The sequence below is a fragment of the Haloferax sp. ATCC BAA-644 genome, assembly GCF_000336975.1.
Classification (GTDB): domain Archaea; phylum Halobacteriota; class Halobacteria; order Halobacteriales; family Haloferacaceae; genus Haloferax; species Haloferax volcanii.
In genome coordinates this window covers 233,420-256,062 of record NZ_AOLF01000001.1, presented here as the reverse complement: position 1 = coordinate 256,062, position 22,643 = coordinate 233,420, and the positions used below count along the sequence as shown (strand labels likewise).

Genomic DNA, 22,643 nt, shown 5'->3' with positions numbered 1-22,643 from the left:
GGCGTCGTCCGCCGGGGCCGCGGAACACGACGGCCGCGACGGCGAGCGCCGCCGCCGACGCGAGGTCGGCACCGAGCGCCGTTCGCGCGAGCGAGCGTTCGACCGGCGATCGCGGCTGCGGACTCGTCATGGCTGTCGACCGCGCACCCGCCGACGCGATGCCGAAACAAGGGGGAGTGCGCCGGATGGGGTGTCGCGTGTCGAAGCGGTCAACGGTGGCGACACCGGGCAGGCTAAACCACCGAAGGGGCTGTCAGATCGAAGACGACGGATAGCAGTTGGCCGCTTCGTGGCCGTGAAACACGGCAATCGGTGGTTTGGCGTGGACGCTTATAGTCTTTTTCAAGGACTGATCTTTCGAAACAGCCGACAACCACTTAGTGATTGCCAAACCGAAAACGACACCGCGGCTGCCCGACCACAGCACACCGATGAACCGCGCTTCCGTCGCCCGTTTCACTCGTCTCGTCACCGCAGTCGGGGCCGCCCTCGTCCTCGCCGGACTCGCCGTGCAGGTCACGACGCTTCGACTCGGAGTTCCGCACCTCCAGTGGGGGCTCCGAGCCGCGAGCGACGCCGAGGTGCTGGGCGTCGGCCTCTGGTGGGTCGCCGTCGCCACCCGCCTCGTCGGGCCGTGGCGCACTCAACGACGTGTCGGCCCGGAACGCGACCCGACGCGACAGGCGGTCTACGTCACTCGCGGACTGCTCGACGCGCTGTTGAACCGGGCCGCGCGGGCCGAACCGAGCCGCGAATCGCTGTCGCTCGGCACGACCGCCGCGGGCGAGTTAGACGGGGCGGAGTCGCTCGACGCGACCCGACCGGTGTTCAGCCATTTCGTCCACCCGAGCGCCGGCGCGGCGGTCCGGGGCGTCTTCGGCGTCGACCTCTCGACCGCGCCGGGACGGACGCCGGGGCAGTTCGTCTCGCACCCGTGGGGACCGCTGGCGGCGACGAAGCGCGACACGCTCCGCGAGGTCGTTTTCGTCGCGGTCCCGCCGTGGGACGACGACTGCGTGGCCGCGTTCGACCGAGCGGGGCGGCGGCGTCCGCTCCGCGTCGTCGACGCCGAACCGCGCGAGTCGTTCGACGAGGCGGTTTCGGCGGCCGGTCCCGCGGCGTCTCCGCCGACACCGACGCCGGCGGACGGATAGTCACCGCATCGATACAGTTATACGCGACGACTGGCCACGACTGACTGAACCGCCGATTCGCGAGCACAGCGACGGCGTCCGGTGCGGCCCCCGTGCGGCCCCCGTTCTGACGCCGCTCGCGTAGTGACGACGCCGGTCGGCGCGACAGACCATGCAATCGCCAACAGCCACTCGCAATCGACCATGAGTTGGAAAGACACCGCAGCGCCGGTTCTGAGTCGGATGCCCGCCGTGGCCCGCCCGGAGAGTCACGTCCCGTTCCGCCGAAAGCTCGGCTGGACCGCCGGGATTCTCGTCCTGTACTTCTTCCTGACGAACGTCACGCTGTTCGGCGTCGGGACCGGGAGCCAGGACGTTTTCGGACAGTTCCGCTCCATCCTCGGCGGGGGACAGGGAACCATCCTCCAGTTGGGTATCGGTCCCATCGTCACCGCGAGCATCGTCCTCCAACTGCTGCAAGGCGGGGACTTGCTCGGCCTCGACACGGACGACCCGGGCGACCAAATCCTCTATCAGGGCCTCCAGAAACTGCTCGTCTTCGGAATGATTGCCCTCCAAGGCCTCCCCATCGTCTTCGCCGGGGGCTACCTCCCGGCCGACCCCGCGGTCGCGAGCGCCCTCGGCGTCGGCGCGGTCGGCGTGAAGTGGCTCATCTTCGCGCAGATATTCGCCGGCGGCGCGCTCGTGCTGTTCATGGACGAGGTCGTCAGCAAGTGGGGCGTCGGCTCCGGCGTCGGCCTGTTCATCATCGCCGGCGTCAGCCAGCGTCTCGTCGGCGGCCTCTTTGCCGACCCCGCCATCGGCGCGTCGACGACCGGCATCGTCTCCGAGTGGGCCCACGTCCTCGCCGGAACCGAGGCGGTCCCGTCGCTCGCGACGGCGGGCGGGGTACAGGCGCTCCTGTTCGGCGTGGGGGGCGTCGTCCCGCTCGTCACGACGCTTCTCATCTTCGGTATCGTCGTCTACGCCGAGAGCGTCCGCGTCGAAATTCCGCTCTCGCACGCCCGCGTCAAGGGCGCTCGCGGTCGCTTCCCGGTGAAGCTCATCTACGCGAGCGTCCTGCCGATGATTTTCGTCCGCGCGCTGCAGGCGAACGTCCAGTTCGTCGGGCGCATCCTCAACAGCCAGTGGGCCGGCATGCCCGCGTGGCTCGGCCGGTACACGAGCGGGCAGGTCACCGGCGGCCTGTTCTACTACCTGAACCCGATTCACGCGCCCAGCCAGTGGATGTGGTGGCTCGGGTCGGCGTCCCAGGAGCCGTGGCAGATTCTCGTCCGCGTCGCCATCGACCTGACGCTGATGCTCGTCGGCGGGGCTATCTTCTCCATTTTCTGGGTCGAGACCGCCGACATGGGCCCGGAAGCGACCGCGCGGCAGATTCAGAACTCCGGGATGCAGATTCCCGGCTTCCGACGCAACCCGCAGGTGATAGAGCGGGTCATGGAGCGGTACATCCCGCAGGTGACGGTCGTCGGCGGCGTCCTCGTCGGCCTGCTCGCCGTCATGGCGAACATGCTCGGCACCATCGGCGGCGTCTCGGGGACCTCGCTCCTCCTCACGGTCTCCATCACGTACAAGCTGTACGAGGAGATCGCGGAGGAACAGCTCATGGAGATGCACCCGATGATGCGGACGATGTTCGGCGGGTAACGCGCCGGAACGCACCCCGGTCGAAAAACACCCGCATTCTGCGGGTGAGAACCCGGCGACGGCGGCTCGAACGCGGCCCGTCGCCCATCGGGATTTTTCTATCCGGCCTTCGAGGGTTCACCTGATGGCCGACACGCAATCGACCGCGGGGAGCGGCGACGCTCCCCCTGAGGAGTCGGTGGAAACGGAGCTCTCGCGCGACATGAGTCTCGCCGACATCACGTTCATCGGCGTCGGCGCGATGATTGGCGCGGGCGTCTTCGCGCTGACCGGATTCGCGGCCGGACTCGCCGGTCCGGCGCTCACGGTGGCGTTCGTACTCAACGGGCTGGTGGCGATGTTCACCGCCGTCTCCTACGCCGAACTCGGGGCGGCGTTCCCCGAGGCCGGCGGCGGCTACCTCTGGGTGAAAGAGGCGCTGGCCGACCCCAACGGCTTCTACGCCGGGTGGATGAGCTGGTTCGCCCACGCCGTCGCGTGCGCGCTCTACGCCGTGACGTTCGGCGTCTTCCTCACCGAGTTCTTCGTGGTGTTCGCCGGTCTGCCGGACGGGTTCGTCCTGTTCGGACTCGTCGACCGCCTGCTCGTCGAGAAACTGCTCGCGGTCGCGATGGTGCTCGCGTTCGCGTACATCAACTACCGCGGGGCCGAGGAGACGGGGAAAGCGGGCGTCGTCGTCACGACCATCAAGATACTCATTCTCGGTGTCTTCGTGGCCTTCGGCATCCTCGCGACGGTGCGCGAGCCGAACTGGACGGCGACGTTCTTCGATAGCCCGTCGTTCGCGCCGAACGGCCTCGTCGGCGTCATCGGCGCGATGGGATTCACCTACATCGCCTTCGAGGGCTACGAGATAATCGTCCAGTCGGGCGAGGAGGTCGTCGACCCCGGCACCAACGTCCCGAAGGCGGTGTTCTACTCGATGGCAATCGTGGTCCCCATCTACGTCCTCGTCGCCTTCGCAGCCATCGGCGGCATCGACGTGACCGCCGAACTCGCGAGTCGCGCCGGGCTCTCGACCGCCGCGCCGACGTGGCAGGTCCTCGGGAACCTCGGTGAACTCGGCATCATCGAGGCCGCCGGGCAGTTCGTCCCGTACGGCGTCCCGCTGCTCCTGTTCGCCGGGCTCGCGGCGACGATGAGCGCGCTCAACGCGACCATCTACTCCTCGTCGCGGGTGTCGTTCGCCATGGGCCGCGACCGCGTCCTCCCGGGCTTCTTCGGGCGCATCCACGGCGACAAGCGGACGCCCCACTGGGCAATCGGTCTCTCGGCGGTCCTCATCGGCCTCATGGCCGTGTTGCTCCCCATCGAGAGCGTCGCGGCCGCCGCCGACATCATGTTCATCTTCCTGTTCATCCAGGTGAACTGGACCGTCGTCAAGATGCGGGCGACCCACCCCGACCTCCCGCGGACGTACGAGATTCCGTACATGCCGTGGCCCCCGCTCATCGGCATCGTCCTCCAGTTCATCCTGACGCCGTTCCTGCTCCTCGAACTCGGGCTGACGCCGGGGCTCGGCGCGGGGTCGGAGGGCTTCGTCGCGCTCGTGACCACTGCCGTCTGGATGGCGCTCGGACTCGTCGTGTACTACGGCTACTCCGAGGGCAAGGAGGCCGAGAAGCTCGAAGAAGAGACCCCGACCGTCGTGACCGAACGCGCCCCCGAGCGGCGCGAGTCGCAGGTGCTCGTCCCGATTGCCAACCCCGACAACGCGGCGCAGTTGATGCGGACCGCCATCGACGTGGCTCGCGACCGCGACGCAGAGATTCTCGTGATGAGCGCCGTCGAAGTGCCGTCGCAGACGCCGATTTCGGAGGGGCGGCGGTTCGTCGACGAGAAGCGCGAGACCATCGCCGCCGTGATGGAGCTGGCGACCGACGCCGGCGTACCCGTCGGCGGGACCGTCAGACTGGGCCACGACGCCGGAACGGCCATCCTCAACACAATCGAGGAACACGACAGCGACGCGGTGTTGATGGGCTGGCGCGGCCGGGGTCGCCGCCGCGACTACATCCTCGGGAGCAACGTCGACGAGGTCGTGACCAAGGCCCCCTGCGACGTGCTCGTCGAGCGCATCGGCCCGACGGACGGCGAGGTGGACTCGATTCTCCTGCCGACCGCGGGCGGCCCGCACGCCGAACTCGCCGCGGAGGTGTGCCGCGCCATCGCGCGGACCAACGACGCCGAGGTTCACGTCATGAACGTCGTCGCGCCCGACGCCGACGAGGCGGCCCGCGAGGACGCCCAGCGCCGGGTGGACTCGACGGCCGCGGCGCTCGGTGACGACGTGTCGGTGACGACCTCGGTCCGCGAGGGCGACGACGTGGCGGCGACCATCGTCGCCGCGACCGAGGCGTTCGACCTGACGGTCATCGGGGCGACAAGAGAGGGCCTGCTCCAACAGCTCGTCTTCGGCGCGATTCCGGAGACGGTCGGCCGCGACGCCGCGAGCACGGTCATCATGGCGAAGCGCGACCTCGGGGTTATCTCGTGGGTGACGCGGTGGTTCGAGCACCGGCGCGACGACTACCACGTCCCGAACAGTGGCGGCGAGTGAGCGGTCTCACTCACGCCACGGAAGCAGTCGCGCCGAGAGCGCGAACAGCGCGACGGTGAAGCCACAGAGGATAGCGAGGTCGAAGACGGCGGTCGGGAGTTCGCCGCCGGCGACCGCGGCGCGCACGCCGCGCGCGAAGTAGGTGAGCGGGAGCGCGTCGATAACCGGGCGGAGCGCCGCGGGGAGTCTGGACGCGGGGACGAACGTGTCCGCGAGGAGGACCATCGGGATGCCGACGGCGTTGCTGGCGGCGATGACGCCGTCTTCGGAGTCCGCGAGCGAGCCGACGAGGGAGCCGAGCCCGCAGAACAGCGCGATGCCGACGACGAGGAAGGCGACGACCAGCGCGTCGCCGCCGAGCGAGGGGGCCGCGCCGAGGTCGCCGACGGCGGCGAGGACGCCGACAAGGAAGACGCCCGCGAGGCCGATGAGCGCGACGTTCACGGCCGCGTGCGCGGAGAGCCACTCCAGACGCGACAGCGGCGTCGTCGCCAGCTTCTCGAAGCGGCGGGACGCTCGGTTTCGCGCGACGGTGCTTCCGACCCGCGACAGCGGCGTCAACACGACGACGACGCCGAGGTACGCGGGCAGATAGTAGGTGTCCGAGCGGGAGAACAGACCGTCGGTCGCGCCGGTCTTGACGAGGACGCCGAAGATGAGGACGATGAAGACGGGGAAGAAGAACGTGAAAAAGACCGCCGTCCGCCGCCGGAGAAAGGCGCGCGTCTCGGCGACGGCCTCCGAGCGGACCCGTCGGGCCGCCTCGGCGAGGGCGCGCGACCGACCGCCGTCGCCCGTCCTTTTCGTCTCGGCCGCCGGGGGCGTCTCGTCCGTTCCGCCCGCCTCCGTCGCGCTCATCGCGTCACCCCCGCGTCGCCAGCGACGCCCGCCGGACCGGCGCTCGCGATGCAGTCGTGGCCGCGCTCGCTGGCGAGGTTGAGGTACACGTCCTCCAGCGTCGGGCGGACGAGGCTCACTTCCTCGTAGGCGACAGCGGCCGCGTCGAGATGGTCGAGCATCGCGGTCAGGTCGTCGGGACCGGCGTCGAAAAAGCGGTACTCGTAGTCGCCGTACCGGCGGCCGTCGAGGGGCGTCGCGTCGAGGTCGAGCGCGCGGGGGCGCTCGGTCCGAACCGCGAGTCGGGTCTCGCCGCCGAAGCGCTCGACGAGGTCCCGCGGCGGACCGACGCGGACGAGTTCGCCGTCCGTGAGGAGTCCGACGCGGTCGGCGAGGTGTTCGGCTTCGGCCATGTAGTGCGTGGTGAGCACGACGGCGGTCCCGTCGTCGGCCAGCGAGTCGACGAGGTCCCACACGTCGCGGCGGCCCGCGGGGTCGATGCCGGTGGTCGGCTCGTCCAGAAACAGGAGTTCGGGGTCGTTGACGAGCGCTGCGCCGACGCAGACGCGGCGCTGTTGACCCCCCGAGAGGTCGGTGTAGGCCGTCGCCGCGTCCTCGGCGTCGAGGCCGACCCGGTCGAGCACCTCGTCGACCGGTCGCGGGTCGGGGTAGAGCCCGGCGTAGTAGGAGACGAGTTCGCGGCCCGTGAGCCGCCGGTGAGGCGAGAACTCCTGCGGGAGCACGCTCAGCCGCGAGCGGTCGACCGCGGTCGGGGACTCACCGAACACCCGAATCGAGCCCTCGGTCGGGGTTCGCGTCCCCGTCAGCAGACCGATAAGCGTCGATTTCCCGGCTCCGTTCGGACCGATGAGCCCGAACACCTCCCCGTTGTGAACGTCGAGCGACACGTCCCGGACCGCGACAGTGTCGCCGTACTGTTTCCGCACGGCCGTCGCCGTGACCGCCGGGCGCGTCGACTCGGCGGCCGCGTGTCTGGACATACTCGTGTTCGAGTCGATATTGACAACGGCTTAGTCCTTGTCAAATAGGCCGGATACGTGTCGGTGACACAACTATATCAACCGTCGGGACGACCGTATCGTAGACAATGCCAAACCGGCGACACCGGCGGACGGCCCCGACGCACCGCGAGTTGCTCTCGGTGACCGACGAGTTAGCGCTCGCGCGGAAGGGAGAACGCATCCTCGAACGCCGACGCGACAGTCTCGTCTTCGTCCTCCTCGACCTCTTGGACCGGTGGACGGAACTGCGCCGCGAGACCGACGAGGCGTTCCGCGAGGCGACGGACCTCCACGTCTGGGGCGCAGAGCGGGAGGGCGAAATCGCGCTTCGCACGCTCTCGGAGGCGCGGAGCGCTCACACGGAGCTCATCATCTCCGAGACGAAGCTCGTCGGGCTGACCGTCCCGTTCTTTCTGAGCACGTCGGCGCGGCGGTCGCTCGACGGGCGAGGGTACGGCGTCCTCGGTACGAGCGCGCTCGACGACGAACTCGTCGGCTCCTACGAGTCGGTCGTGGAGGACGTCGTCAGACTGGCGGAGATGCGGGCGGTTCTCCTGCGCCTCCTCGCGGAGATTCGGCGGCTCCGGCTCCGCGTCAACTACCTCACTCAGCGGCTCATCCCGGAGTTGGAGGTGGAAAAGCGGTATATCCGCCGGTACCTCGACGAACGCGAACAGGAAGAGCGCTTCCGACAGTTCCGGACCAAACAGCGCAACGAACGACGGCAAGCGGAGCGACGGGAAGCGGAACGGCGGAAAGCAGAACGGCGGAAAGCAGAACAGCAAGAAAACGAGCAACGGGAAGCCGAGCAACGGGAAGCAGAACAGCAAGAAAACGAGCGGGGGATGGAGACGCGACGAACCGACGGCGGCGACCGCGACTGAGACGAGGTCACCCGCCAAGCGTAGTCTTATTACCGTCGCGCCACCAGTTCCGTGCAACGAGACAATGTGCAAGGTCGACGTGGCAATCGAACGGTACGGACTCGCCGCGCCGACCGGCAGGTACGACTCCGTCGACGACTATCTGCTGGCGCGGTGGACCGGGGCCGACGGCGGCGAAAGCGAGGGATACAAGTCGCTCACGACGTGGTTCAACAAGCGACTGCTCGCGCGCGTCTACGAGCGGAACGGTCGCGACGTGACCGACGTGCGCCTCGACGCGGAGTACGAGGCACTCGTCGGTGACGACGAACTCGACTACGGCGACGTGGCCGCGGACCTCGCCACCGACGACATCGACGCCGACGAGGTGACGGGCGCGATGGCGTCGTGGAGCACGATGCGACGCCATCTCAACGACTGCCTCGACGGCGAGAAGCCGACCGTCGAGGCGTCCTCGGACTGGGAGCGAAACAGCGTCGATATCGCGCGCGAGACGGTCGCAGAGAAGGCCGAGTCGGCGCTCGCGTCGCTGGGGAAGAAAGGGCGACTCGCCGGGGCCGAGGACGCCGGCGTCGACGTGCAGGTGAAGGTGTCCTGCGCGGAGTGCCCGACGCGGGTCCCGCTCGAAGACGCGCTCGACCGCGGGTTCGTCTGTCAGGAGCACCACGCCGGTGCCGACGAAATGGCCGAGGAGGCCGTCCGCGAGACCGGCGTCGCGCCCGACGGCGGGGCCGACTCGGGCGGGCGGCTCCGGGCGGTGCTCCCCATCGGCGCGCTCTCCAGCGCCGGCCTCGCGCTCGGTGAGTACACCGGGACGGCGCTCGAACTCGTCGCGGCCGCCGGAATGGCATGAGCTGGCACCTCGACGTGGAGCACGTCGCCGGGATTCGACGCGGGAGCGCGACGCTCGAACCGGGGTTGAACGCCGTCCGCGCGAGCAACTGGCAGGGGAAATCGAGCTTTCTCGCCGCGATAGCGACCGTCCTCGGGACGGCGTCGCCGCTGACCGAGGGCGCGACCGAGGGTCGCGTCTCGCTTTCGACCGACGACGGAGAGTACGCGGTCGAGTTGGCCCGAGACGGGGGGCGCGTCCGGACGACCGGCGAGCCGTATCTGTCCGACGAGGCCGACCGCGTCTGCGCCGACCTGTTCGCGTTCCTCGGCGAGGAAAACGAGATTCGGCGGGCCGTCCGCGAGGGCGACGACCTCGAACCCCTCCTCACGCGACCGCTCGATTTCGAGGACATCGACGCGAACATCGCCGAGGCGCGCCGCGAGCGCGACCGCGTGGACGAGGCGCTCTCGGAGGCCGAAGACGCGGCCGACCGCCTGCCGACGCTGACCGGACGGGTGTCGGAACTCGAAGCCGAGGTCGAGGAGTTGGAGGCGAAGCGCGCGGCGGCCGACGCCGCCGGCGAAGACGAGACGCGCGAGGCGCTCAGCGACGCCCGCGCGGAGCGCTCCCGCGTCAAGAGCCGCATCGACCGACTCGAATCGACCGCCGAGCGGGTCCGAGAACAACTCGACGCGCGCAACGAGGAACTCGACGGACTCGACGTGGAAGACGACGAGGAACTGGCGCGCGAACTCGACGCGGCGAAGCGGGAACTCAACCGGCAGGAACGCGATATCGAGCTTCTCCGGGGCGTCTACGACGCGAACCGCCGAGTCGTGGCCGAAGACCGGACCGAACTGCTGACCGACGTGACCCACGGCCTCGTCGACGACGAACTCGCGTGTTGGGTCTGCGGTGCCGAGACGGACGCCTCGTCGGTGACCGAGCGGCTCGACGAACTCGCCGAGCGTATCGAACGCCGAACCACGGCGGCCGAAGCCAGCCGAGAGCGCGTCGAGGAACTCACCGAGCGCGTCGAGTCGCGCGAGAAGCGACGCCGACGCGAACGGGAACTTCGGACCGAACTCCGAGAGCTCCGCGAGCGCCGGTCGGACCTCGAACGCCGCCTCGACGACGCGCGCGAACGCGACGCCGAACTCGCCGAGCGTATCGACTACCTCCGCGAGCAAATCAAATCAGATTCCGAACAGGTAACCGATATCGAAAGCGAGCTGAAGTACGCGAGCGCGCGTCTCGACGACGCGAGGTCTGAACTCGAATCGGCAGAATCGGAGGCCGAAAAGCTCGAATCGCTGCGTTCACAGCGACAGTCGCTGACCGAGGAGATAACCCGCCTCCGACGGCGAAAACAAGAGATAAAGAAAGAGACACGAGATTCGTTCGACGACGCGATTCGCGAAATCGTCCCGCTGTTCGAGACGGGATTCGAGAGCGCGCGGCTGACGAGCGAGTTCGACCTCGTCGTCGCCCGCGACGGCCGCGAGGCGTCGCTCGGCGCGCTCAGCGAGGGCGAGGTCGAACTCCTCGGGCTGGCGACGGCGCTCGCGGGCTACGAGGCGTTCGACGTGGCCGAGCGAGTCCCGGTCATGCTCGTGGACCGCCTCGGCGGCATCGCCGACGAGAACCTCGGGCGATTGACCGACTACCTCTCCGGGACGGCGACGTATCTCGTCATGACGGCGTATCCCGAACACAGCGCCGTTGCGGGCCGCGACATCGACCCCTCGGACTGGTCTGTCGTCTCGGACTCGGCTGCACAGTGAGCCGAGTGCCGAGACACCCGCGACCGGCTCACTCCAGCGTGAGCGAGAACCCCCACGTCGCCTCCCGTCTCTCGTCGTCGGACCCCGAGAGCCCGCCGGTGGCGAAGTTCGCCTCGAAGCGGAACTCCCCGACCGGGAGACAACTCGCTTCGTCGCCCTCGGACTGGGCGACGCCGTAGAGGTCCACCAGTGCCGACCGCGATTCGCCGGGGTCGAACGAGAGAATCCGATACTCATCGGTCACGGCGATGTGGTCTTCGAGCCGCCAACAGCCCGCCTCGGCGGGGTACTCGCCGTCCGCGGGGAGGAAGATGAGGTCGTTCGTCGTATCCGAGACGTACTGGAAGAAGACCGTTCTTCCCTCACCGACCTCGACGACCTCGTCGCCGGTGTTCGTCAGCGTGATGCGGACCTGCGGCGGGTGCTCGTCGGTCGCGAGGTCCTCCGTTATCTCGATGTCGTGTTCGACGGGCACGTCGGGGGTGTCGTCGACGCTGACCAGTGAGATGCCGGGACCGCCGGACGGGCGGGTGCCGCCGGCTCCGTCGTCGGTGCCGTTTCCGTCCGGAAGGTCGTCCGTCGTGTCCGTCGGCTCGTCGGTCGTGGGGTCGTCAGTCGGCGTGTCCGTCCGTTCGTCGTCAGTCGTCGCGCCGTCGTCCGACCCGCCGTTGCCGACACAGCCGGTGAGGAGGCCAAACGAGAGGAGGGCGGCCGAACCGAGGACGGTGCGTCGTGTCAGGGACATACCTGGAAGTCGTCGCGGACGGAAATAACCCTACGTGAGAGTCAAATCGCGATTTGAGTCACGGGGCGGCGTCGCGGTGGCGGCGGTAGTGCTCCCACTCCGCGTCGGTGCCGTAGTGGACGACCAAGTCGGTCGCCGTCTGTTCGGCGACACCGGACGCGCGCCTGAGCGCGGCCGTATCCCGTTCGAGCACCGCGGCCGCGACGGCGTCCGCGCTCCCGAAGTGGTCGAAGAGCGCCCGCGAGACGCGGTCGCCGGCGTTCGGGACCGGCGCGCAGGCCGTCCGGATGCGCGCCCGCTCGGCCCGGTCGTCCACGCGCTCGACCCACGTCTGCGTCCACGCGGCGACCGCCCCGCGCTCGGCATCGGACGCCGGCGGGTCGAACTCGCGGACCGAGTCGTCGACGACCCCGCCGAACCGGGCCGAGACGGAGAGACCGCCGGGGTGCGGGAGGACGTGGACGCCCGGCGAGTCGCCGGAGTCGACGCCGACGAGCACCGCGGGGACGGCCTTCTCGAAGCGGAGCGCGAAGTTCGCCGGCCGCGGCTCGCCGGGGGGGTAGATGACCCACTCGTCGCTCGGCAGTTCGACGCGCTCCGGAAGCCAGCCGAGCGCGTCGCTCTCGGCCGGGGTGGCGTCGTCAGTCGCCGGGTCTGTGTCGCGTGTCACGTCGGTCCCTCGGTCCGGGGCGTCGGCAATCGACGCCCCGACGTTCGTCGGGTTGAGGGTCCGACGGAGAACTGATAAGACACGCGGTTGTGACTGACGCGCGACGCGGAGTGTCGCTCCCGACGACAGCTCACGGCCCGACCCCACGACGCGATTACTCACACCCGGTCGCTCAAGTATGTCGAGCACGAACGCGTCTCTATGCCCGTCGTAGAAGTCAATCTCCCGGACGAACTGCTCGTCGAGTTCGAACAGCTCGTCGACGAAGAGTTCATCAGCGAAGAACAGGCCGTCGAGGAGCTCCTCTCGATGGGAATGGACGCCTACGGTGCCCCCGTCGACGACGAGGACGGCGTCCAGTCCGACTTCGTCCAGAGCGCCCAGAACAACCTCTTCGACACCGCCGGCGACCCCGGCGGCCTCGACGACGACGTGCTCTGAGGCGGCGGTCAGGCCGCGCCATCTGAGTCGTCGCCTCGCGCGACACCGCGCCGAACTGCTAACTGTTCTTTGTCTTTCGGTCGAGAGCGACTGCCTCGCCAACTCGATCAGGTCGTCCCGGGGCGACAGTTTCGCCAGTTCCCCGGTATGCTGTGGATAACCGACTCGAAACCGTCGGATTGCTCGACATTCACGAATCGAATCCGGTTCGTCGCGTCCGAATCCACAGTTCGGTCGCCACGGAGATGCTCGCCCGACGGCGCGGTCCGGGCCCGTCACGGGTGGACGAGGGCGGCCCGGTTCCCGAGCCACCCGGGACAAATCGGCTCCCGTCACCGACCCCGAATCCGTTAGCCGACCCATACTAATTCCGTCACCGCGCGACGGTTCGAGTATGTCCAAACGCGCGAACGCCCGGGAATCGGTACTCGTTCCATCGGGTAACTACACCTGCGTCCGGTCGCTCGGCGAGCGGGGCGTCCACACGGTCATGGCCTCCGAACACGACGACACGCCGGCGGCCTCGTCTCGCTTCTGCGACGAACTCGTCCGCATCCCCGCGCCGAAAGACGACCTCGTGGCCTACAAAGACGCCCTCGTCGGTATCGCCGCCCGCCCGGACGTGAAGACCGTCATCCCGACGCGACCGGAAGACGGCTACGTCTTCTCGAAGTACCGCGACGAGTTCGAGCAGTACGTGGACCTCGTCGTCCCCGACTTCGAGACGCTCCGCCGGGTCCACGACCGAGCGCTCCTCTACGAGGCCGCCGTCGAGGCCGGCGTCCCCATGCCGCGGACCCGCCTGTTCAGCGAGGTCGAGGCGTTCGACGAGCCGTCGATTATCAAGCCGCGGTACAACGTCGTCGCCGGCGAGTACGTCGAGAGCTACGACCCCCACGAGTACGACATCGTCAAGAGCGTCCGCCACGTCCGGCCCGGCGACCGACCCGACGCCGACGAGATATACGCCGAGATGAAACACGACCCCATCGTACAGGACTACGTTCCGACCGAGGACAAGTACATGTTCGCGGCGCTGTACGACCACGGGGAGCCACTCGCGACGTTCCAACACCTCCAGATTCGCGGGAACTCCTACACCGGCGGCGGCGGCGTCTACCGGACTTCGGTGTACGACCCCGAACTCGAATCAGTCGCGCGAAAGCTCCTCGGCCACATCGACTGGCACGGCCTCGCGTGCATCGAGTACCTCAAGGACGCCGAGACGGGCGAGTTCAAACTCATCGAAATCAACCCCCGGATGTGGCAGTCGCTGCCCTCGACCGTCCGCGCCGGGGCCGACTTCCCGTACTACTACTGGCTGCAGGCGACCGGGCAGAAACACCGCATCGAACCGGGCTACGAACTCGGCGTCGGCACCCACTACCTCTGGGGCGAACTCGGCTACGTGCTGAGCGTCCGCCGCGACGACTCGCCGCTCGTCGAGCGCCCGTCGTTCCTCAAGACCGTCTGGGAGGTCGGCGCGTCCATCTACCGCGAGCCGAGATTCGACCTCGCGCGCCTCGACGACCCGGTCCCCTTCGCCCGCTACGTGCACCACGCGCTGTTCAACCGGGGCGACGACGATGGCGAGACGGAATCGACCGCCGGCCGCGACGGTGGCGGTGACGAATCAGAAGAACCGAGGACCGGCATCACGCTGACGCCGGGACTCAACGTCAGGGGTCGGTGAGTCGTCCGGGTGTCATTACCCGGGCGCTCGCTGCGGCGCTGTGGAACGCCGCGGAACACGGGTAGCAGTCGGTTCGCGTCAGGAGCGCGCCTTCGCGCGCTCGTGATACCATCCGCCGAACGCGCCGAGTGGAACGACCAACCAACCGGCAGCGATAACGGCGAAAACCACGCTCACTGGCAGCAGTAGCGCGGTGAAGACGACCGCGTCCAGTAGAACCATCTCACCGCGGGTGAAGTTCGAGACGCCGACGAGGAACGCGGGCCCGAATCCGCCCGTGACAAGACTTCCGAGTGCAGTCAGCCCGCCGAAAAGCGCACCGTATCGTTGGCGGTCGCCGTCGGGTCGGAGCCGTCGCCAGAGCAACGTGCCCACGATAAACGAGGTCGGTATCGCCACCGGAACGGCCACCAGTCCGAGACCGAAGACGAACCCGAGCGTCCCGTTCATCGCGCCGACGAGAGTCAGCAGCCCCGCAGCACCGAACCAGAGGGAGATTGCCAACAATCCGGTTGCAGCCATCGCTATCCCGCCGCCGATATCGTTTCGCCCGGCGTACGGGAGCCGTCCGGGACCGTACCGATGACAGAGCCGAACCATAGGTCGAACTGCGGCGCACGTCCGGATAAATGTTATTGCAAATACATTTGTCGGGTTGCAGCGGGACCGAGGGACCGGTATCACGCTGACGCCGGGACTCAGCGTCAGGGGCCGGTGAGTCGTCCGGGTGTCATCGTATCACCGCTCTGCGGGCTGTTGAGATTTGGAGCGTGTTCTGAAGTGGCGGGTGAGTGGAGCGGGCGTTGTCGATACGATAGTATCTTCATTCTAGATATTATAATTATAAAAAATTTATATTGTGGTGTGCGATATTATCACAGGAGATCCAGATGAGTCACGACTAGTGCCAATCTCTCAGTGACTCACGCGCCTGTTCTTGTAGAGACCCTAAGTTGGACTTTAGATATCCTACTCTGGAACTGTATTCGTTACATCCCCACTCTCTCCGTTCGGAGATGAAAATGTAGTCAATCTCATGAATAATCCAAAGGAACCAGCCAATCACAACGAATAAACCAAATGATGACGGAACAGGTCCTTGAACGTTCAATTCCAGAATCGGGTATAATCCACTAAATAGCAATAAGCCAGCATACCGATGCGCTGTGAGTTGCGAATTAAAAAGAAAGACTGTAACGGAGCCCCATAACTCCAGCACAAATGCAATCACTAAAAATCCCGCAGAGAGCGTAAGAAAAACGATTGCTGTTGATTCCAACGAGTCCAATCTGTGTCCAGTGCCATCCGGGAGAGTGAACCGAATCACTACTAATACAACAGAAAAAATTGCGATTGATCTCGTAGCTGTTTTATCAACGTCGCCAATCGCATTCTCAGAGGTTGGCGTCTTCGATAAGCTATCGGGGTTAACTATTAATTTTAAAAGCTGGCTGAGAATGAATGGTCCCGCCAGCAATAGTGGGTGGACCAACCAAGTACTAATCAATCTCTATGCTTTGGGCAGTAGTCGTGTTGTCTCCCCACTCGAGAGGTGCAATTAGATTCTAAGCAGGCTTTCGAATTAGAAACGATAGGGTTGTCTTCATCATCATCTGCCACGATAATTCACCATTACCCAAATATATCCTATTTGGTCCTTAGTCTTTCCGCATAGTCGCATCCTTGGTAGTGGACACTAATTCGATTCACAAGCACCCATGAGAAAAAGTGAATCCTTGGACTAGTACTTATACCAAGCAGTAGGAGAGCCACCACTGATTCGGCTCGAACAGCCCGGAACTGACACCTTAGTACCCCGGTTCGATGCGGTCGACGAGCCCATCGAAATCCGTGTCGAAACTCAACACGGCGTCGATGCCACGAGACTCACACAGCGAGACGATGGTCGCGTCGGTGAAGCTGAGGTCGTGGTCCTCGTATCGACGGAGCGTCTCCAGCGACGCCCGGACGTCGTCCGGGTCGACGTGAAGCGTCTCGAACACGTTCGGAAACGGGTCCTCGCCGAGAATGCGACTGGCGACGGTGTCCGCAGCCTCGAACGAACCCGTTCGAGCGCGCGTGAGCGTGACCGTCTCGTCGAGAACGTAGTCGTTCGTGTACGGCTGTCCGAACTCCCCGTCGAACAGTTCGTCGAACGCGCTGACGGCTTGGTCGTGCCGGTCGGCATCCGTATCGTGGTGGGCGAAGAACACGCCGGTATCGACGAAGACGCTCATCCGTAGAGCACGTCGTCGATGTCTTCTTCCGTCGTCGTGATGCCGGACGAGACCATCCCGTCGTGGAACTGTTCGCGCTCGGACTCCGAAAGCGGGACGCGCTCCTCGCGGAACGAGTCGATGAGGTCCGCCTTGGACTCGACGGCGTTCTCGACGAGTCGCGCCAAGACCTCCTGCTGCGTCACTCGTTTCCCGGTTTGCAGCCGAATTTCGGCCTGTATCCGCTCGAGGCGGGATTTCGTGTCGTCGTCCATCTTCACCGACGTGACCATATCCGTTGGTAGAACATGCTACTGGGTAAGGTTTGCTACCAATCCGAGGGAGGAATACGGACCGACGCCCGCTCACTCGTCGCGGAACGCGCAGGTGGCGGTGTAGGACACGTCGTCGAGCGCGAGTTCGACGCCCCGGGCCCGGGTCGGCGGGCCGCTGACGTTGATGCTGGAGTGCTCGATAGCGCAGTCGGACGCGCGGTTGACGAGCACGCCGCCGACCCGGCCGTTCGGCAGGTAGATACAGCTATCGACGATGCGAGAGCCGTTTCGGTTCTCGTCGACGACGACCGCAGAGCCGTAGGGCTGACTCTCGCACGCCCCCGAGATGGTGACGTTTTCGAGGACCATCCCCCACGGCTCCCGCGCGATGTCGGTGTCGACCGGGCCCGCGTAGATGGTCTGGACGCCGGTGTCGTTGATGATGCGGCAGTTACGCATCGTGAAACCGCCGTGGCTCCCGTAGGTCGGGACGGTGATGATGCCCGGCGAGGACGGACTCGACCGGTAGACGAAGTCGCAGTCCTCGATGAGGACGCCCGTGTAACCGTGTCCCGTCGAGTCGATGCGGAGCCCCTCGGGGCTGTCGAGTCGGTCCCCATCCCGGGCGTGCTCGTTGAGGTTGTCGGCGTCGACGACGACGGTCGCGCCCTTAATCCACGAGGTCTTCGTCGGGTGGTCGCCCGCGGAGATGCGCATGTTCGTGTTGTCGTTGTTCTTGAACAGTCCGCCCTCGACGCGGAGGACGCCGCGAGTGTGGGTCGCGCGGAACGACGACGACCCCCGCTGTTCGATGTGGCAGTCTATCATCCTGACCTCACCGACCGACCGCTCGGTGATGCGAATCCCGGCGACGCCGTTCGGGTAGCCGGGGAGCGCAGCGCCCTCGCGCATGTAGACGCGCCGGATGACGTTGACGCCCTCGACCGAGGTGCAGTCGAACAGCAGTAGTTGGTCGCGCGCGTGGCTGTCGGTGGGAGTGCGGCCGAGCCACTCGACGTCCTCGATGAGCGCGCCGTCGTCGTTGGCGAGCCAGATGTCGGCGCTCGTGGTGTCGTCGTCGGTCTGCTGGATGGAGAAGTTCTTCAGGACGTGGTCCGTCCCGCTCGTGATGCGGAGCATCCGGAACCGCTCGCCGGGGTCCGCCGGCGGGAAGACGAACTGCACGTCCGTGTGCGAGTCGCCGAGGCCGACGAGTTGGAAGTTCGAGACGCCGCGGTCCCAGTCGTGCTCGCGGGTGATGAGGTACTCGCCCGGCGGGAACTCGACGGCCGTATCGTCGCCGTACGCCCCGTCGAGGATGTCGTCGACCGGCTCTTGGCCCGTCGGGTCCATCCCGAGGTCGTCGACCGCGTCGAAGACGGTGAGTTCCGGCTCCGGCGTGGGCGTCCCCTCGGTCGGCCTCGGCGTCTCGGTCGGCGTCTCCTCGTCCGGCGTGTTACAGCCGGCGAGCGCGGCCCCGACGCCGACCGCGCCGAGCGTCCGCAGATAGGTTCTGCGCTTCACCGGCGGGGAACCCCCGTGCGCTCGCGGCGTTCCGGGCGACTATCGGGCGCCCGTGCATCGGCGTCGAGTCGTCTCGAAGGGCGAGATGAAAGCGGGAGAGAGAGGGACCAACATCGGTTGCACATGTTTCCCGTCAGTTGGACGGGGAAGGTGATTGGTAAACGGTGTGTAACCGTGGCTGACGTCGCGAGGGGCGCGGAATCAAGGCTCGTCGGTGGCGGCGAGTCCGGGGAAGGAGACGTACGAAAACACGGGACAAAACCGGCGTCGCCGCAGTTTTCGACGCGTTCAGTCCGGGGCGATGGAAATTACGAGTCGCATTACTATCCACTCGTGGCGACAGTTATCCGTATGAATCTGTCACGGCGTTCATACCTCGGACTGGGCGCCGCCGTGCTCAGCGGCTGTGTCGCGAGGGGTGGAGAACCGGCCGGAACGCCCGAGGCGACCGCGACCAGCGAGCCGCCAGTTCCGACCCCACGCTTCAGTTACGACGACCCGAGCGTCGACGCGCCGGGCGACCCGCTTGCGGTCGCGTTCAACAGCCGCGAGCGGTTCAGAGACGTGGGATGGCTCGTCGACGACTTCGAGGACGAGCGCCGGTGGGAGACGTTCGCGGGGCGGCTCGCCGTCGAGGAAGACGTCGTCTACTGCGGGTCTCAGTCGCTCCGGCTCGAAGCGACGCCGGCCGACGAACGGGTGTGGATTTACCGGGCGTTCGACGGCGGTATCGACCTCTCCGGGGCGGACCTCTCGCTGGCGGTCAACCTCGAAACGCCCGACACCGAGGGTATCACGGTTCGCCTCGCCGCACCCGACTACGACAACACGCTGCTTCTCGGCCGCCACATCTGGCGGGCGGGCTGGCAGCGCCTCGACCTCGGGCCGCGGCGCGTCACCGGGTCGCCGGACCTGACGAACGTCACCGAGATAAGCATCCAGTTGTACACCGGCGGCGGCACGACGGCGCGGTTCTACGTCGACTCGCTCCGTGCCAAACCCCGGGCCGACGCGGGTAAGGTGATGATAACGTTCGACGACAACACCCGGAGCCAGTACGATACGGCGTATCCGATACTGGAGTCCCACGGCTTCCCCGGCGTCGTCGGCGTCATCCCGTGGACCGTGGGGTCGAGCCACCGCATTCCCCGGAACGGGATGGACGAGATGGTCGACGCCGGCTGGGACATGGTGAGCCACCCCCAGCGGTCGGACTCGTTCCGCGACCTCTCGCCGGTCGACCAGCGCGCGAGCATCAGGGAGTCGAAGGCGTGGCTCGTCGAAAACGGGTTCGAGCGCGGGGCCGACTTCATCATCTGGCCGTACGGCCGGTACGACGAATCGGCGCTCGACGCCGCGAGCGACTACCACTACCTCGGGTTCGTGACGGTCGGTGGACCGACGGGTGCGGTTTCCGACCCGCAAATCGTCGGCCGGACCGACGGCGACGACGTGAAGACGGCGAAGCAGGCGCTCGACTTCGCCGCGCAGTACAACCAGCTCGCGGTGCTCATGTACCACGACGTGACCGGGAAGGGGCGCTCCGTCAGCCCGGCGGCGTTCGCCGAGACGATTGACTACGTGGACGAACTCGGGCTGGACGTGGTCACGGCGTCGAGCTACTGGGAGTCGATTCGAGACACGGTCTGACGCGGCGACTCGCCCGAAACGCTGACCCGTGCAGCGCGGGAGACCGATTCGAGCACGGCCGACATGTTGATTTTCGAGATAGTCTCGACGGACGTGATACGGATGCTGTCAGTCACGTCTCGCTGAACGTTAGAGACCCGTTCCGACCGACAGGAACGCCTGAAAGTCGCATTTACGTACGTGTTGCTGACGACTAACAAAGACCCGAACCGCCCAATCTGCGGGTCGAAGTATCGATGTTCCTACGCACTCTCCAACTCGATTCGCGGCCGCGGGACGACGCGCCCGACGGCGGCGGACCGGTCGACACGCCGCGTTCAACACAGGGGTCGCACGCGAGGGGCGATGTACCGCGGTAACGCCGTGGGCGTCGTCGTCCCCGCGTACGACGAGGCGCGGTTCGTCGGCGGCGTCATCGACACGCTCCCCGCGTTCGTCGACCGCGCCTACGTCGTCGACGACCGCTCGACCGACGGGACGTGGGCGGTGATTCGGCGGCACGCCGCGCGCGCGAACGAACGGGAGGCCGCGCCCGTCGTCGCCGCGGCCGACGGCGGCGCGTCGCTCGACCGGCGCGTCGTTCCGATTCGACACGCGGTCAACCGCGGGCGCGGCGCGGCCGTCAAAACCGGCTACGAGCGTGCCCTCGTCGACGGGATGGACATCGTCGTCGTGATGGACGGCGACGGCCAGATGGACCCGGACATCATGCCCGCCATCATCGACCCCGTCGTCGACGGGGACGCCGACTACGCCGTCGGCGACCGACTCGCCGCGCGGGACACCCGCCGGGGGATGCCGCCGTGGCGGCTGTTCGGCAACCTCCTGTTGTCGGGCCTGACGCGCATCGCCAGCGGCTACTGGCACATCCGCGACCCGCAGAACGGCTACACGGCCGTCTCGGCGGACGCGCTCTCGGAGTTGGAGTTCGACCGGCTGTACGACCAGTACGGTTTCCTGAACGACCTGCTCGTGCACCTGAACGTCGCGGGGAAACGCGTCGCGACCGTGCCGATGCGCGCCCGCTACGGCGACGAGGAAAGCGGCATCAGGTACTCGACGTTCGTCCCCGGACTGTCGTTCCTCCTGCTCAGGGACTTCCTCTGGCGGCTCCGCGTTCGATATCTCGACGGTGGGGTCCATCCGGTGGCGGTCCTCTACGCGCTCGGCGTCGTGGGCGTCCTCGCCGGCGTGCTCCGACTGGTCGGCGGCGTCGCGTCGGGAGAGCGTCCGGGTCGGCTGTCGCTCGCCGGGGCCGTCGCCGGTTTCGCATCCCTCGGTGGCGCGATGCTCTTCGACAGCCGCGAGAACGAGCGATTACGGGTCGCGGCGGCACCGTCCGCGTCGTTCGAGCGGGACGAACCGAGCGACTCGCGGTCGTCTCGCGTCGGCGGCGACGACAAGAGCGACCAGCGGGGAGACAGCGAGACCGACGGTGTCGCAGACCGCGAGGTACTCGGAGGTTAGTCACCTCGTACCGCCGAAATCGGGGGCGTGAGGCGCTCAATAACAACAGCCTAGTCGCGTCATCTATCCAGTAATGGGGTCTACATCACACGGCAAAGGACGGTTAAACCGGGCGCTCGGCGAACTCTCGCTGGACGTGCCCTTCGCGCTGGTAATCGTCGTTGCGAGTAGTCTCGTCGCGGCGCTCAACGTCGTTCCGACCGTCCAAGCGCTCGTCGGACTCCCCGTACTGCTGTTTCTCCCCGGGTACGCGCTGTTGCTCGCGCTGTTTCCCGCCGGGTCGTCGGACGCGCCCACCGAGGGACCGTCGTTCGGTCGGTTCGAGTGGCAGCCCAACCTCAGCCTCACGGAGCGCCTCGCGCTCGCCTTCGGAATGAGCGTCGCGCTGCTGCCGGTCGTCGGGCTGACGCTCCTCTGGACCGGCGTCGGGTTGGACACCGCGCCCGTCCTCCTCGCGCTGGCGGCGGTCATCGTCGTCGGCCTCGCGGCCGGCGAAGCCCGGCGGCAGCGACTCCCCGAAGCAGAGCGGTTCCGCGTTCCGATGCGTCGCTGGTACGCCGACGTGGTTCGGTCGTTCGACCAGCCCTCGCGGGTGGACTCGCTTCTGAACGTCGCGCTCGCTTTCGCGGTCATCGTGGCCGTCGCGAGCCTGAGCTACGCGCTCGTCGCGCCGGGGGCGGGCGAGTCGTATTCGAGCCTGTCGCTTCTCACACGGGACGCCGGGGGGGAGTTCGTCGCCGCCGACTACCCCGAAGCGCTGACGGTCAACGAACAGACCGACCTATTCGTCTCCGTCGGGAACGCCGAGGGCGAGGCAACGAGCTACACGCTCGTGGCCGAACTCCAGCGAGTCGAGCGGTCGAACGGCGAGGTGACGGTCGTCGAACGGCAAGTCCTCGGGTCGCGGACGGAGACCGTCGAAGACGGCGAGACGTGGCGGACCCGCCACAGCTTCGCCCCGGCGCTGACCGGCGAGGACCTCCGGCTCACCTACTTCCTGTACGAGGGCGACGCGCCGGCGGAGCCGAGCACCGAGACGGCGTACCGCTCGGCGTACGTCTGGGTCACCGTGACCGAAGAGCCGACCGCCGGCGGCGCGGACGACGCGGGCGACGACGCGTAACGCGAACTCGCCCGCGGCGCGTCGGCCCCGGCGAAGCTGGCGGTCGCTCGGTCGTCGAGTAGAGCATCGAAAAAACCGCGTCGGAATGCGAACGTGGGTGCCTCTGTCGTCTG

At 67.0% G+C, this 22,643-nt stretch carries 19 protein-coding genes; 11 read left to right on the top strand and 8 right to left on the bottom strand.

What is annotated here, in order from left to right:
• The first annotated feature begins 431 nt into the window (after positions 1-431).
• The 3 genes from C458_RS17640 to C458_RS01165 all read left to right on the top strand — a co-directional run bounded on the left by C458_RS17640 (position 432) and on the right by C458_RS01165 (position 5,364).
• Positions 432-1,154: a hypothetical protein gene (locus C458_RS17640; RefSeq protein WP_008572493.1), complete on the top strand. Its 723-nt coding sequence runs from the start codon at positions 432-434 to the stop codon at positions 1,152-1,154.
• A gap of 183 nt (positions 1,155-1,337) precedes the next feature.
• Entirely contained in the window at positions 1,338-2,804 is a 1,467-nt protein-coding gene (gene secY, locus C458_RS01170; protein ID WP_008572491.1) for a preprotein translocase subunit SecY, read from the top strand.
• 124 nt (positions 2,805-2,928) lie between these two features.
• The gene (locus C458_RS01165) at positions 2,929-5,364 is read left to right on the top strand and encodes an amino acid permease (protein ID WP_008572489.1); all 2,436 of its coding nucleotides are present in this window, start codon (positions 2,929-2,931) and stop codon (positions 5,362-5,364) included.
• 6 nt (positions 5,365-5,370) lie between these two features.
• On the opposite strand, the gene C458_RS01160 is transcribed toward C458_RS01165, so the two are convergent.
• Positions 5,371-6,222: an ABC transporter permease gene (locus tag C458_RS01160; protein ID WP_008572488.1), complete on the bottom strand. Its 852-nt coding sequence runs from the start codon at positions 6,220-6,222 to the stop codon at positions 5,371-5,373.
• Positions 6,219-7,202 (bottom strand): ABC transporter ATP-binding protein, encoded by a 984-nt coding sequence (locus tag C458_RS01155; protein ID WP_008572487.1) that lies wholly within the window; start codon positions 7,200-7,202, stop codon positions 6,219-6,221. The genes C458_RS01160 and C458_RS01155 overlap by 4 nt, the downstream gene beginning before the upstream one ends.
• A gap of 107 nt (positions 7,203-7,309) precedes the next feature.
• Between C458_RS01155 and C458_RS01150 the strand changes: the two genes are divergently transcribed.
• From C458_RS01150 to C458_RS01140, 3 genes are all read left to right on the top strand, one after another.
• Positions 7,310-8,107 (top strand): V-type ATP synthase subunit D, encoded by a 798-nt coding sequence (locus C458_RS01150; protein WP_008572486.1) that lies wholly within the window; start codon positions 7,310-7,312, stop codon positions 8,105-8,107.
• A gap of 64 nt (positions 8,108-8,171) precedes the next feature.
• Positions 8,172-8,960, top strand: coding sequence for a rod-determining factor RdfA (rdfA, locus tag C458_RS01145; RefSeq protein ID WP_008572485.1), 789 nt, complete (start codon positions 8,172-8,174; stop codon positions 8,958-8,960).
• Positions 8,957-10,726, top strand: a complete 1,770-nt coding sequence (locus C458_RS01140) for an archaea-specific SMC-related protein (protein ID WP_008572483.1) — start codon at positions 8,957-8,959, stop codon at positions 10,724-10,726. Before rdfA ends, C458_RS01140 begins: the two co-directional genes overlap by 4 nt.
• A gap of 28 nt (positions 10,727-10,754) precedes the next feature.
• Here the strand turns inward: C458_RS01140 and C458_RS01135 are convergent, their stop codons facing one another.
• Positions 10,755-11,471: a hypothetical protein gene (locus tag C458_RS01135; protein ID WP_008572480.1), complete on the bottom strand. Its 717-nt coding sequence runs from the start codon at positions 11,469-11,471 to the stop codon at positions 10,755-10,757.
• A 58-nt stretch (positions 11,472-11,529) separates the two neighbouring features.
• Positions 11,530-12,141, bottom strand: coding sequence for a hypothetical protein (locus tag C458_RS01130; RefSeq protein ID WP_008572478.1), 612 nt, complete (start codon positions 12,139-12,141; stop codon positions 11,530-11,532).
• 201 nt (positions 12,142-12,342) lie between these two features.
• Here C458_RS01130 and C458_RS01125 point away from each other — a divergent pair, with 201 nt between their 5' ends.
• On the top strand, positions 12,343-12,582 hold the full coding sequence (locus C458_RS01125) for a hypothetical protein (RefSeq protein WP_004978002.1): 240 nt from the start codon (positions 12,343-12,345) through the stop codon (positions 12,580-12,582).
• A gap of 394 nt (positions 12,583-12,976) precedes the next feature.
• Positions 12,977-14,275 carry a hypothetical protein gene (locus C458_RS01120; protein ID WP_008572476.1) on the top strand — a complete coding sequence of 433 codons (1,299 nt, stop codon included), beginning with the start codon at positions 12,977-12,979 and terminating at the stop codon, positions 14,273-14,275.
• A gap of 78 nt (positions 14,276-14,353) precedes the next feature.
• Here the strand turns inward: C458_RS01120 and C458_RS01115 are convergent, their stop codons facing one another.
• The 4 genes from C458_RS01115 to C458_RS01100 all read right to left on the bottom strand — a co-directional run bounded on the left by C458_RS01115 (position 14,354) and on the right by C458_RS01100 (position 18,290).
• Complete coding sequence (locus C458_RS01115; RefSeq protein WP_008572474.1) at positions 14,354-14,797, bottom strand: hypothetical protein; 444 nt, start codon at positions 14,795-14,797, stop codon at positions 14,354-14,356.
• 1,286 nt (positions 14,798-16,083) lie between these two features.
• Positions 16,084-16,512, bottom strand: a complete 429-nt coding sequence (locus C458_RS01110; RefSeq protein WP_008572473.1) for a type II toxin-antitoxin system VapC family toxin — start codon at positions 16,510-16,512, stop codon at positions 16,084-16,086.
• Positions 16,509-16,784, bottom strand: coding sequence for a hypothetical protein (locus tag C458_RS01105; RefSeq protein ID WP_008572472.1), 276 nt, complete (start codon positions 16,782-16,784; stop codon positions 16,509-16,511). The genes C458_RS01110 and C458_RS01105 overlap by 4 nt, the downstream gene beginning before the upstream one ends.
• A 72-nt stretch (positions 16,785-16,856) precedes the next feature.
• Positions 16,857-18,290 carry a twin-arginine translocation signal domain-containing protein gene (locus tag C458_RS01100; RefSeq protein WP_008572471.1) on the bottom strand — a complete coding sequence of 478 codons (1,434 nt, stop codon included), beginning with the start codon at positions 18,288-18,290 and terminating at the stop codon, positions 16,857-16,859.
• Between the two features lie 393 nt (positions 18,291-18,683).
• On the opposite strand from C458_RS01100, the gene C458_RS01095 reads away from it, so the two are divergent.
• The 3 genes from C458_RS01095 to C458_RS01085 all read left to right on the top strand — a co-directional run bounded on the left by C458_RS01095 (position 18,684) and on the right by C458_RS01085 (position 22,530).
• Positions 18,684-19,940, top strand: coding sequence for a polysaccharide deacetylase family protein (locus C458_RS01095; RefSeq protein WP_008572470.1), 1,257 nt, complete (start codon positions 18,684-18,686; stop codon positions 19,938-19,940).
• A 345-nt stretch (positions 19,941-20,285) separates the two neighbouring features.
• Entirely contained in the window at positions 20,286-21,407 is a 1,122-nt protein-coding gene (locus C458_RS01090; protein WP_008572469.1) for a glycosyltransferase family 2 protein, read from the top strand.
• A 73-nt stretch (positions 21,408-21,480) separates the two neighbouring features.
• Positions 21,481-22,530 (top strand): DUF1616 domain-containing protein, encoded by a 1,050-nt coding sequence (locus C458_RS01085; RefSeq protein ID WP_008578782.1) that lies wholly within the window; start codon positions 21,481-21,483, stop codon positions 22,528-22,530.
• The last annotated feature ends 113 nt before the right edge of the window (positions 22,531-22,643 follow it).